Here is a 12,118-nt window from a genome sequence, read left to right on the forward strand (position 1 = left end):
CACTATATAACCAATACATCTAAATTATAATGCTATCATAAAAAAAGTTAAGCCACCCTAAATCGGATGGCTTGGCTTATTCGTTAAAGACTTATTTGTCAGCTATCAAATAAATACAGGTACTCGCCATAACCTTGTTGCTCTAATTCTTCCTTGGGAATGAACTTCATTGCTGCTGAATTCATACAATAACGCAATCCAGTTGGGGCAGGGCCGTCTTTGAATACGTGACCCAAATGAGAGTCCGCAAAGCGACTTCGAACCTCGGTTCTTGGATAAACAAGGTAGTAATCGGTTTTAGTCACTATGTATCCTTGGTTGATCGGCTTGGTAAAGCTTGGCCACCCTGTACCTGATTTGTATTTATCAGTTGAAGAGAATAGCGGCTCGCCAGAGACTATATCGACGTAGATGCCTTCTTGTTTGTTATCCCAATATTCATTATTGAACGCTTTCTCAGTGCCTTCTTTTTGTGTTACGTAGTACTGTAGACTGGTTAACTTGTCTTTAATTTCTTTATCCGATGGTTTGTTATACGGCTTCACATTGGCAACGGCGTTATGTTCATCAATTAATTGACGCAGTGTTTTAGGGTTTTTCTCTCTGTCATCACCAAAGATGTCATTTAGATACTGATCTCGCCCTGAGGCATAGCGATAGTAGTTATAACGAATTTTGTTATGTTTGTAATAGTCTTGGTGGTACGCTTCTGCCGGCCAGAATTTGGAGAACTTGATCAATTCCGTTTTGAGTGGTTTTTTAAAGATTCCCAGGCTTTCAATTTCATCCATAAAATCTCTCGCAATCTGCTTTTGCTCATTATTATGATAAAAAATCGCTGGGCGATATTGAGGGCCTCGGTCTACAAAGGACCCTTTGTTGTCTGTTGGGTCTATATGACGAAAGAACTGATCGAGCACTTGTTCGTAGCTGACAGTGTTTGGGTCAAATTTCACTTCAATGACTTCAATATGCCCTGATTTACCGGAAGAGACCTGTTTGTATGTAGGATTTTCCAGCTCACCACCTGAGTAGCCGGACACTACATCGATCACACCATCGAGCTTTTCTAGATCAGATTCTGTGCACCAGAAGCAGCCGCCCGCTAGGGTTGCTATTTCATAACCATTTGCGTTTTTAGTGTTTACTTCCGTTTTAGCAGCGCCTAAAAATGACGTTAGGGCTGCCGTCAGAGCAAGGGCAGAAAGGATTATCTTCGACTTAACTTTCATATCAACCTCTTCGAATACTTTGTCTTTGACTAATAAGAAAGGTGAGAACACAAAAAAATTGCATTTAATATGATTTTTTAACAATACGAGTCGTAGGGTACAAAAAAGGCAACCTAAGGTTGCCTGTGTTTGATTAAGATAACTGGACTAGCCCAAAGACGGAAGAACGCCAGTAGTAATCAGGATTTGAGCAGTAATGATCACTAAGCCGACTGACCCACTAATTATAAGTCCTAGATTGCCGCCGATAACCTGATATGTTTCCTGATTGTTTTGACTCACACGGGCTTTTTTAACCATCAATACAGGAAGGAAAATGGCGAGTACTGCGAGAGATATGGCCGCGTAACCTAAGGCCATAATAAAACCTTGTGGGTAAAACAGACCGAACCCCATAGGTGGCAAGAAGGTGATTGCGCCTATTATAACGCGGTTGGATGACTCTTTCTTTTTGTTGAAGGTATCGCCCAAAAACTCAAATAAGCCTAAGCTAGCACCCAAGAAGGAAGTCAATAGAGCAAGATCTGCAAACACCCCTATAGTCTGGCTTAGGTTTGACTGATGAACCTTGGTTGATAACGTCGCAATAAGTCCACTTAAACCTTGATTCTCTATTAATGTATCTTGGCTGACTACGCCTAAAGTAACGATTTGCCAAAACACGTAAACGATCAACGGAATAGAAGAGCCTATGATGATGGCTTTTCGAAGTGATGGCGTGTTACCATCTAGGTAATTTACGATAGCAGGAATGCTGCCATGGAAGCCAAAAGAGGTAAATATAACCGGTATTGCAGCGACAATTAGACCTTGCTCTATTGGCATGCTAAGGAGGTAAGATTCAGTCACGTTTGGGGCGAGAAAGCTAAGTGCTGTGGCCATAGCGATCAGCTTGACAGCAAATAGAACTCGGTTCACTTTATCTACGGTACTCGTGCCAATGGTTACCACAGAAGCTACGATAAAGGTAAATAAAACTGTCGATGAAGTACCGCTTAACTCAAAACCCGTAAAATAAGCTAGGCGTTGACCAAATTGAGCACCTCCTCCGGCTATGTAGGCTGCACACAAAGAATAAAACAGAAAAAGCATAGAGAAACTGGCTACCCATTTGCCTTTACTTCCCAAAAACTGTTTAGCAAGAGTATGCAGAGTAGCACTTGAGTCCGCATGCTGGTGTAACTCAACCATTAATAGAGCGGTGTACGACATCAATGCCCAAAGTGCAAACATAATAATCAGTGATGACGAAAACCCTATCCCGGCAGAAGCTAGTGGCAGAGCTAGCATTCCTGCTCCAATGGTCGTCCCAGCAATGATCAAGGTGCTGCCTAGTACTTTTGATTTCTTCATGTATTATTTTCTTTACAGTGATTTGTTATAGGTCTTAACGTTTTTGTACATGACAAATTACGTTTTATGTCATATTGGCTAACGCATTCTGTAAAAAAAAGGCGTTCATTTCAAGTGTTATGTACAAATTTTTGCTCATTGGTGTAATTAATACTTTACATTTTTTCACGATAAAGTGTGGTTAATCCTGCTTAGGTTGTTCAAAAACCAACCTATGACTCAAAGCTTCTTAACATCATTTTTTCAAAAAAATGTCATAAAGTTGGTGTAAAACGGTCGGGTAAACTTTATAGTCGAGTTGAGACTTGGAAATAAGTCTTTAGAAACGATGTATACAAGGGAGGTCAGAATGAGCGACCAAATCGTAAACGATGAATGTCTTGAGTTAATAGATGCGATGGAAATAGGTTTTACCTTGTCAGATTATGAGCGGGTAACCGATGAGCTGATAGATGAAACGTTAAATTAATCATCTTTTATACATTCATACCAAGAAAGAGCCAGTGCAAAAGCGCTGGCTTTGTGCTGTTATGTTATTTATCTTTTTATTTTGTAGAAGCCGATGAACTATCTTGCCCATTTGCATATCGCATCGTACTGCCAGAAAGATTTATGGTGGTCACCGAGGCGATGTGGAAAGGTCGATGGTTAGAGTCTTACCAAAGCATGGAAAATATACATTTTGCGTTGCAAAGAATGTCTACACGTTCGCCTAGAATGGTAGAGTTAGTCTCCTGTTCTGATACGTTAGATCAGCACTATGATCGTTTGAAAAGCATTTTTCATGTTTTATATCCTGAGATACTAAACGCTTCGAAAAGATTTTGATAGAATTCTAATCCCTGTTTCATCTGGAAATCTAACATGCCTTCATTTGATCAATTAGGCTTATCTCTAACTTTAACCAATACTCTAAACAAATTGGGGTTTAACACTCCGACACAGATACAAGAGCAAGCAATCCCTGTTGTTTTGGAAGGGAAAGATGTGCTTGCTGGAGCACAAACAGGAACAGGCAAAACAGCGGCCTTCGGCTTGCCAATACTGAATAAAATATTAGACGCTAGTGATGAGCGAGATCTGCAATCTAACGATGTTCTGGCTTTGGTTGTTGTTCCGACTCGAGAGTTGGCGCAACAAGTATTCGAGAGTCTTACCGCTTATGCCGAGTCAACAAAGATAAAAATTGTCACCGCATATGGTGGAACCAGTATCAATACGCAAACTCGCAATCTTGAAAATGGGTGCGATGTCCTTATTGCAACGCCAGGTCGATTACTAGATCATCTATACTGCAAAAATATTAATTTGAAAAAAACTAAATACTTGGTACTCGATGAAGCTGATCGTATGTTGGATATGGGCTTTATGCCTGATGTGCAACGTATTCTTAAACAGATAAATGCTAATCGCCAGACTCTATTTTTTTCAGCAACTTTTGATAAGAAGATTAAAGCTATTGCCTATCGACTGATGAATGAACCTGTTGAAGTTCAAGTCACCCCATCCAATAGCACTGCGGAAACCGTTAAGCAGATGGTATATCCAGTCGATAAAAAGCGAAAAGCCGAATTACTCGCTTATTTGATTGGTTCTCGAAACTGGCATCAGGTGCTCGTCTTTACCAAAACCAAGCAGGGCAGTGATTCTCTGGCTAAGGAACTAAAGCTCGATGGCATTGTTGCGGCATCAATCAATGGAGACAAAAGCCAAGGCGCTCGTCAAAAAGCGCTTGATGATTTTAAATCTGGTAAAGTGAGGGCATTGATAGCGACTGACGTAGCGGCTAGAGGTTTAGACATCAATCAGCTAGAGCAAGTTATAAACTACGATATGCCTTATAAAGCAGAAGATTATGTTCACCGTATTGGGCGGACTGGCCGTGCAGGGCATGAAGGCATGGCTATTTCTCTGATGAGTAAAGATGAGGAGTATCTACTTGCGGCAATTGAAAGGCTTTTAGATACTCGTTTGCCGCAAGAATGGCTACAAGGTTTTGAGCCCAGCTTGGAAGACACGGGAGACAATGAGCTGAAACAAACTAAGCGCAGCAAAAGCCGTTCTGCGGAGAAGCGAAAACTTAAGGCTCAAATGAATATTCATTCTAATAGAGGAAAGAAGAAGCCAAATAAATAAGTTGTTTATTTTGATATATCATAGGGTTTGGTATGCGTTTAGAACTATTGTCAAAAAAGCATGATAAAAAACTACTTAAGTTTGAACTTGAGAATAAAGACTGGTTCGAGTCTATGATTCCGCCCCGAGATCCCGATTTTTATTCTTTACTCGGAATTACAGAGCATATCCAATTGTTTTTACTTGAGTATAAAGCAAGAACTTTAATCCCAATGTTAATTATTGATGATAAAGAAAACTTAGTTGGAAGGATCAATGTATCTAACATAGACAGCAATAAACATCAGGCACATATTGGTTATCGCGTCGGTCAAGCGTTCACAAATCGAGGAATCGCCAAGTATGCGGTGACTAATATGGTGCGAATAGTAGAAAAGTTTGGCATTAAAGAGTTGTTAGCTTACGCCTCAACAGAAAATATTGCATCGCAAAAGGTACTCAAGACCAACGGTTTTAAAGCCGTTGGATTGGTTCCAAACTATGCTGAATTGCATGGTGTTTCGATTGACTGTATTGAATTTAAGTTATGCCTGAGTTAGTAAAGCAAGCTGGAATATTCGTTTACATTCTAACAAATTGTATTCCTAAATAGGGCTTTCTAGGAAATTTTTTTCGTTGTGTTTTAGTGAACTATAAATAAAAATTTTAAAAATTATAAAGTTACAAAGATTTGCTGGGGTTCCGTATGCTCTATGTGGAATTTCTGGTCTTGACTTAACCTAACCATGCACTATTACTTACCGTTAGTATCTATTAATGCTGAAGGAACAGTGTTCGGAGTCACTATGAAAAAAACCTTAGCTCTACTTTGTACAGTTCTAGCTTCTACCTCAGTCCTTGCAAAAACCAATGTTACCGTTTTTGGGGATGACTCTTATCCACCATATTCTTACATTGATAGCGGTCGCATGACTGGTATATACACGGTCGTACTAGAGCGCATTTTCGAAAAAATGCCTGACTACAATGTAACCATAAAAGGTGTTCCGTGGAAACGAGGACTACTTGAGATAGAAGGGGGCAAAAGCTTTGCCTTGTATCCTCCCTACAAACGTCCAAAGCAGCGTCCGTATATGGAATACGACATGTCTATTTTGGATGAAAAGCTAGTTGTAGTGTGCCAGAAATCTGTTCTTAGCTCACCAAGACCTAACTGGCCTGGCGACTATATGGGGTTGACTATTGGTAACAATTCAGGATTTTCTGCTGGCGGAGATGAGTTCAAAGCTGCCGTTAAAGCTGGGAAGATAAAACTCAGTGAGACGAAAGGAACGCCTAAGAACTTACTCAAGCTTATCGCTGGGCGTGTGGACTGTTACATGAACGACGCCTTATCGATACAGTGGGAGCTCAAAAAGCTTCAGAAGGAAGGCAAGTATAACGGCTCAACCATTGTAGAAGGTGCGACAATTAGTTCAGAGCAAGGCTTCCTAGGAATTGCCACCAAAGGCGATAAATTCCCTTTCAAAGATGATTTCAAGTCACAGTATCACAAAATTCTTTCGGAAATGAAAGCGAGCGGTGAAGTGGACAAAATCATTCAAGAATATGTGAAATAGTGTAATAGTTTCATAGACAAGCGGGAGTTAATCTCCCGTTTTTTTTACTTAGATTTCTTTATTTTGTTTTTTGTTAATAAATCCTTATTATTGACTATTATTCAACTAAACTTTTTATTGAAATTAAATTTTTCAGTTGTAGGAATTTAATATGATATATAATAAAGACTTAATCCTTCAATCTATAGTTCAATATAATAAGTCCAATGGGAATGCTTCTGAAAGAAGCAGAATAAGTAATTGGTTGCATTTTGAAAATCATGGAAAAGTTGGTCAAGTAAGAGCGAATATATTGAAGAGTTATGTTGAAAAGTCTCAGCCTATATATGTTAGTGGTTTGATATCAGAGTATTTATCCGCTTCAGTAAAACCAGGAACCCTAAATAAAATAATAAAAGATAACAGTCAAAAAGATTGCTTTAAACATGCGAAGATACTCAATGGCGGAAGTAATAAATCTTCTTCCTTAAGAACATTCGTAAAATCTGCACATAATAAAATAATCTCTGGAGATGCACAATGTATCAAACCATACCAGAATAAGTTGCTTGAAGGTAACTCTATACCTCCAGAAAGAGTGATTACCAGCGGGTTTAGCATATTTAGAAGTGATTTAAACATGGTCAAAGACTTAAATTCATCGGCACATACAGTTACCATGTATCAGCACAAAAGTACAAACGACATGTACTTTGGAAAGTCTTTAACTGATGGCAGTGAAGAAAAAATCAATGCTTTATCAGAAATTTTATATTCTCTAATATGGCAAAAATTTATTGGTGATCGCTCTTCTAAGTCACTTATCATGCTTGATGATAGTAACCAGATTTGTGGAATTTGTTCAAAAGGGTTAGACCAGTTCAGTGAACTAAAAACGCAGCTAGGAAAAAATGGTTACCCTTCGAAATTAGGCTTACTATCAATTGCTGTATTATCCTATTTGCTTGTTGAGGATGATTTGCATACAAAAAATGTTGGTACATTTAATTATCATGGTGAGACAGTTTTTGGTAAAATAGACCATGATTATATTGTTTCAAAATTTAAAACTCATCATTCTCATTTTAACAATGACTTCGACCTAGAGTTATTAATTGGATATCTACTGACACAGGATGTTAGTTTACTTAAATTAATACTGAAAAGCCTTAGGTTTTCTCCTGGAACAAAGAATAGTCGTATGCTTAATTTCGGTCATTATTTAAGAGGGCTAAATGGCGGGGCAAATACAACATTAGGAAGAAAAACCACTCGAGATTTTTATTCAAATTATGTAACCATTCATAATAAGTCTGAATGTGAGTTTTTAAAAGATAAAATAAAAAATCTGAATATCCAAGAAATGGATAAAGACTATGATAGCATTATAAAGTTCGCAGCAAGATATAGTATTGTAGGTATAGATAAAATTAATGACGTTTATTTCTTTATTAAGAACAGGATTTTAATCGCTAAGAATGAGTTATTAAGCCTAGGTTAGATTAGCAGATAACATAGTTAATCATTACATAATGATAGACTTCCTTTGTCCGAATCATAGATCAAAATATTGACGTTGATTTTTCGCTATGTTCTGGTGAAAGGCACTATAATCTTGACTAAACTTGGCAGGTCGTACATTTGGTGTACTTAACTGTTTGAGCCTTAATGGATTATGGACAATTTACAGGGTTTACAGATGGAATTCAAAGTCGCTGCATATGAAGATTATGAACGTTTGGCTTCACTGCAGGCTCAAAGTTGGAAAATGTTTTACCAGGGTGCTTTGGAGCCGGAATATTTAGATCTTGATATCCTCGCCGATCGCCGAGTTGTTTGGCAAACTCGCCTCATCAACCCTCCTTATAATCAACATGTTCTACTGCTTGAGGAAGGTGGATTACTCTGCGGGTTTATATGTGCATTCGGTAACCATGACTATGAAAAAGGAACAATTATTGATGCATTACACATCGATGATTATTACTTAGGAAAAGGGTTGGGCGTTAAATTAGTTGGTCATGTAGCGCAGTGGGTTAAGAAGCACTTCCCTAATAATGGTATTTATGTGAATGTTGTAAAAAGTAATCGCAGAGCGATTACTTTTTGTGAGCGGTTGGGGGGGCACTTTAAACAGGAAAGAACTTGGAATGCACCTTGTGGCTCCCAAGTCCCAGAGCTGATTTATTCTTGGAACTCGCCCGAGGAGTTACTTGAATCAACTTCGCGACTCCAGAACGGCGCGCTTAATTTGGTTAAAGGGTAGTCTATTGTCATCGAGACTAAGCGTCTTATGTGCTATGAACAGATCTTAGCGTGTGCTGGCACAGCGCTTTAGCTGTGAACACTTTTCTGAAGGTGTTCGATAAATGCTCCAACTTTTTTGGCTAGATGCTTTCTTGATGAATAAAAAGCGTATAACACGAGATCTTCCGGTTCATGCTCTAAACGCAGTTCAGTGAGTAGACCACCATCTATTTCAGTTTGGCAAAATTCTAACGGTAATATTGCAGCACCCAAACCTGAAATTGCACCTTGCTTAGCAAGTTGACCGCTGTTGACTCGAAAATTAGACTGAACTCTCTGTGTGACAGTTTGCCCTTTTTGATATTTAAAGACCCAAGGTTTGCCATTTAATACAGAAAATGTACTAATACATGGAAAATGGTTTAAGTCACTTAACTTCTTTGGTTTTAGGTAAGTCTGTAAGAGTTTAGGCGCTGCAACTACAGTACTAGTCCAGCGATTGATTTCTTTTGCTATCCAACTACTGTCTGGCAAGCCACCTCTATGGAAACTGAGAAATACATCGAACCCGCTCAGCAAATCATGGTTAGGGGCTAAGTTTGTGTCACAGCACAGTGAAATTGATGGGTTTTCAGCGCAAAAAGATACCACAGCTTCTGCCAATTGAGGCGAATCTGGCATGAGTACTCTTAGCTGACCGAACGCATCATGGCTGTGCTCAGTCACCTTGGTTAATGCATCATTAAGCTGCAAGAGCAAGGGTTGAGTTTGTTCGTATAACTGATCTCCCGCTGGAGTGGGTGAAGTTTTACGAGTGGTCCTATTAAATAATCGCGTGTGAAGCGTATTTTCAAGTAAACCGATATGACGGCTAACATTAGATGTCGGTAATCCAAGAAACTCAGAGGCTTTTTTAAAACTATTGTTCTCATAAACACAGTGAAAGCTTTTTAGCCATTGCTGTTCAACCTTATCTATCATCTTCAACTGTCCCATTTTTTGAGATTATAAATTTAAAAATAGCGACTTTATTACTTAAATTCTCTCGATACAATCCTTTTACCATGTCTGCGGACCCAGAAGATACTGGCAGCTATTAACTGAAACAGATGAGCGAAGATAACAATGAGCTGGTTAGAGAAATTAATACCAAGTAATAATATAATTAAAGGACGCAAGGCCGAGATACCAGATGGTGTATGGATGCAATGTCCCAACTGTACAAAGACATTATATAAAGCGTTTGTTGAACAAAATTTGTATGTATGCCCTGAGTGTACACACCATATGAGAATGCCTGCTCGTGAGCGATTGACATCTTTCTTAGATCAAGGCGAAGTAATGGAAATGGGAGGTGATATAAAGCCCAGAGATATCGTTGGATTTAAAGATGTTAAGCCGTACAAAGAGCGTCTAAAGATAGCCCAAAAACAGACTGGAGAGAAGGATGCACTGATCGTATTAAAAGGTGAGTTGTATGGGTTACCTATTGTCACTTGTGCTTTTGAATTTTCATTCATGGCAGGATCAATGGGTTCGGTGGTAGGAGCTCGGTTTGTTGCCGCTGTTGAAACAGCAATAGCCGAGAAGTGTGGACTGGTATGTTTTTCAGCATGCGGTGGGGCACGAATGCAAGAGTCCTTGATGTCACTACTACAAATGTCAAAAACCAGTGCGGCTTTGGGGCGTTTATCTGATTTGAGACTACCTTATATATCGGTCCTAACAGACCAGACCTTTGGCGGGGTATCGGCAAGTTTAGCCATGTTAGGGGACATTAATATTGCCGAGCCAAGGGCAAAAATTGGATTCGCTGGCAGGCGGGTTATTGAGCAAACGGTTCGCCAGCAATTGCCCGACCAATTCCAGCGCAGTGAGTTTTTATTAGAACATGGTGCTATCGATATGATTGTGGACAGGCGAGAGATGCGAAAAAAGGTCGCCAGTCTACTATCTAAGCTAATCAATCAGCCACTTGTAAAACGCTAACAATAAATAAAATTTATAAAGTTTATTGGCGATTTACCAAATTCATTTATCAAGTAAATAATGCCATAAGCGGGCACTTTATTCTCACACTCCATCAAACATAGCAGTGTGAATAATTGATTGGTTAATAACCATATTGAGTTCGATTTTTGAACGCTGGCTAACCATTTAAATTAGTTAACATGCTTAAATTTTGATGCTTTACTACTCTAGGTTAAAAACTTGGTAATCTATTTGAAATTCTTGATAATCATAAGTTACTGATAATTATATATTTTTAGTTTTTTTTATATAAATCACATTAGATCATGAATGTTTTTTTTGAAAAATTAATATTTGAGCCTATCATCTGCGCGGTTCAGGGGATTGACATAACGCTTTTTAGCATAAGCCGTTTTCAATCCCCTCTTTATTTAGAGTAAAAAATTCTTTGGAGTATAAATGAAACTCACAAAATTAAGTGTGTTATTTTCGTCGTTGTATTTTGGTTTAGTGGGTAATGGTTACTCTTCTAATACGGCAACTATGACATTTACCGAGACAATTGATCTTGTTTGTGGCTTAGATGTTAAAGTACCCTCTGGAGGTAATCCTACGATCCTATTTAAAGGCGAACAAGCATCTTCAGGTGAACGATTTGTTACTTTTACCCCGTTCAGCAACAATAGCACAAAGCAAGCTCTCCAACTAGCTATCACAACACTTACTCCTACTAACTTGGACTTCGTATCAACTGAAGGCGAGGTAACATCTATAGGTAATGATCTAAAGCTTTGGATTGGACCAGAAGGTAGAAAAACTTCGGCTAGTTATGATGATGTTACTCACGCAAAGTTGGCAACGGAGACATATACCGTGTCTCATGCAGAACCATTGTCTGCTATTGCGACCGTTAATCGCTATAAATCAGAAATAGCACGCAGAGCTTCTGGTAACGCTGAAGTGGAGGCGGTGATCACTCTTACGTGTCGTCCATAGCTTATTAATAAAAAAATTGGATAGTTGTAAAATGTCGCTTAATCCTTTGCTAAAACGAAGTTTGACTTTAGTATTAATATTGATCTTTTTTAATGTAAGCCATGCTCAGTCATTAAGTGGTGGATCATTAGAAAATATATTTTTTACCAAGAGTGAACGCTTGCAAGTTACTTTCGGTAATTTAAATAAATACTCTGAAAATTACAGAGTATCTGTTAGCAAGCTGAAATTTAACCCAACTGATGTAAATAGTCTTATTAATATAATTGATAAAGAGAATAGCGATAAGCAACTATCCAAGTTTTTTAATAAGGTAAAACCTAAAAGTACGACTAAAAGAAAACTGAATAAAATATTAAAAATAGCCTCAGGAAAAACACGTAGAGTTAAAGTCCCAGTATTTAATCTAGAAAAGAACAAACTGAACTTCTATCGTATTTGTAGTGAGTCAGAGCCTAAAGGTGGCTATGTATACGAGGTGTGTACGCACTCTGTTATATACTATTCTCCGAAAAGATAAGGCAGATATATGAGATGTTTAGCTTTTTTATCATTGCTGTTTTTTTCTGATTTTCTATTGGCCGAGTGTACTGAAAGGTCTTTAAAAGGTCGTTCAGACACAGTGTATACTCGTATGAGTATTTG

At 38.4% G+C, this 12,118-nt stretch carries 12 protein-coding genes; 9 read left to right on the forward strand and 3 right to left on the reverse strand.

What is annotated here, in order from left to right:
• Positions 1–98: 98 nt before the first annotated feature.
• Together msrB and DPF90_RS10995 are read right to left on the reverse strand one after the other, a co-directional pair.
• Complete coding sequence (gene msrB, locus DPF90_RS10990) at positions 99–1,232, reverse strand: peptide-methionine (R)-S-oxide reductase MsrB (RefSeq protein WP_114786383.1); 1,134 nt, start codon at positions 1,230–1,232, stop codon at positions 99–101.
• 147 nt (positions 1,233–1,379) lie between these two features.
• Entirely contained in the window at positions 1,380–2,585 is a 1,206-nt protein-coding gene (locus DPF90_RS10995) for an aromatic amino acid transport family protein (RefSeq protein WP_114786384.1), read from the reverse strand.
• Between the two features lie 630 nt (positions 2,586–3,215).
• On the opposite strand from DPF90_RS10995, the gene DPF90_RS20615 reads away from it, so the two are divergent.
• The 6 genes from DPF90_RS20615 to DPF90_RS11025 all read left to right on the forward strand — a co-directional run bounded on the left by DPF90_RS20615 (position 3,216) and on the right by DPF90_RS11025 (position 8,525).
• Positions 3,216–3,413, forward strand: coding sequence for an ACP phosphodiesterase (locus tag DPF90_RS20615; protein ID WP_240314505.1), 198 nt, complete (start codon positions 3,216–3,218; stop codon positions 3,411–3,413).
• 36 nt (positions 3,414–3,449) lie between these two features.
• Positions 3,450–4,721, forward strand: a complete 1,272-nt coding sequence (locus DPF90_RS11005) for a DEAD/DEAH box helicase (RefSeq protein ID WP_114786385.1) — start codon at positions 3,450–3,452, stop codon at positions 4,719–4,721.
• 32 nt (positions 4,722–4,753) lie between these two features.
• Positions 4,754–5,260, forward strand: a complete 507-nt coding sequence (locus DPF90_RS11010) for a GNAT family N-acetyltransferase (RefSeq protein ID WP_114786386.1) — start codon at positions 4,754–4,756, stop codon at positions 5,258–5,260.
• 246 nt (positions 5,261–5,506) lie between these two features.
• The gene (locus tag DPF90_RS11015; protein ID WP_114786387.1) at positions 5,507–6,280 is read left to right on the forward strand and encodes a substrate-binding periplasmic protein; all 774 of its coding nucleotides are present in this window, start codon (positions 5,507–5,509) and stop codon (positions 6,278–6,280) included.
• Between the two features lie 151 nt (positions 6,281–6,431).
• Positions 6,432–7,760, forward strand: coding sequence for a hypothetical protein (locus DPF90_RS11020; RefSeq protein ID WP_114786388.1), 1,329 nt, complete (start codon positions 6,432–6,434; stop codon positions 7,758–7,760).
• Between the two features lie 198 nt (positions 7,761–7,958).
• On the forward strand, positions 7,959–8,525 hold the full coding sequence (locus tag DPF90_RS11025; RefSeq protein ID WP_114786442.1) for a GNAT family N-acetyltransferase: 567 nt from the start codon (positions 7,959–7,961) through the stop codon (positions 8,523–8,525).
• 68 nt (positions 8,526–8,593) lie between these two features.
• Here DPF90_RS11025 and DPF90_RS11030 read toward each other — a convergent pair whose 3' ends face one another.
• Positions 8,594–9,487 carry a LysR family transcriptional regulator gene (locus DPF90_RS11030; protein WP_205395188.1) on the reverse strand — a complete coding sequence of 298 codons (894 nt, stop codon included), beginning with the start codon at positions 9,485–9,487 and terminating at the stop codon, positions 8,594–8,596.
• A gap of 144 nt (positions 9,488–9,631) precedes the next feature.
• Here DPF90_RS11030 and accD point away from each other — a divergent pair, with 144 nt between their 5' ends.
• From accD to DPF90_RS11045, 3 genes are all read left to right on the forward strand, one after another.
• The gene (gene accD, locus DPF90_RS11035) at positions 9,632–10,495 is read left to right on the forward strand and encodes an acetyl-CoA carboxylase, carboxyltransferase subunit beta (protein WP_114786390.1); all 864 of its coding nucleotides are present in this window, start codon (positions 9,632–9,634) and stop codon (positions 10,493–10,495) included.
• A 441-nt stretch (positions 10,496–10,936) separates the two neighbouring features.
• On the forward strand, positions 10,937–11,473 hold the full coding sequence (locus tag DPF90_RS11040) for a hypothetical protein (protein ID WP_114786391.1): 537 nt from the start codon (positions 10,937–10,939) through the stop codon (positions 11,471–11,473).
• Between the two features lie 31 nt (positions 11,474–11,504).
• Positions 11,505–11,993 carry a hypothetical protein gene (locus DPF90_RS11045; RefSeq protein WP_114786392.1) on the forward strand — a complete coding sequence of 163 codons (489 nt, stop codon included), beginning with the start codon at positions 11,505–11,507 and terminating at the stop codon, positions 11,991–11,993.
• The last annotated feature ends 125 nt before the right edge of the window (positions 11,994–12,118 follow it).

The sequence above is a fragment of the Vibrio tetraodonis genome (assembly GCF_003350295.1).
GTDB classification, from domain to species: Bacteria; Pseudomonadota; Gammaproteobacteria; order Enterobacterales; family Vibrionaceae; genus Vibrio; species Vibrio tetraodonis.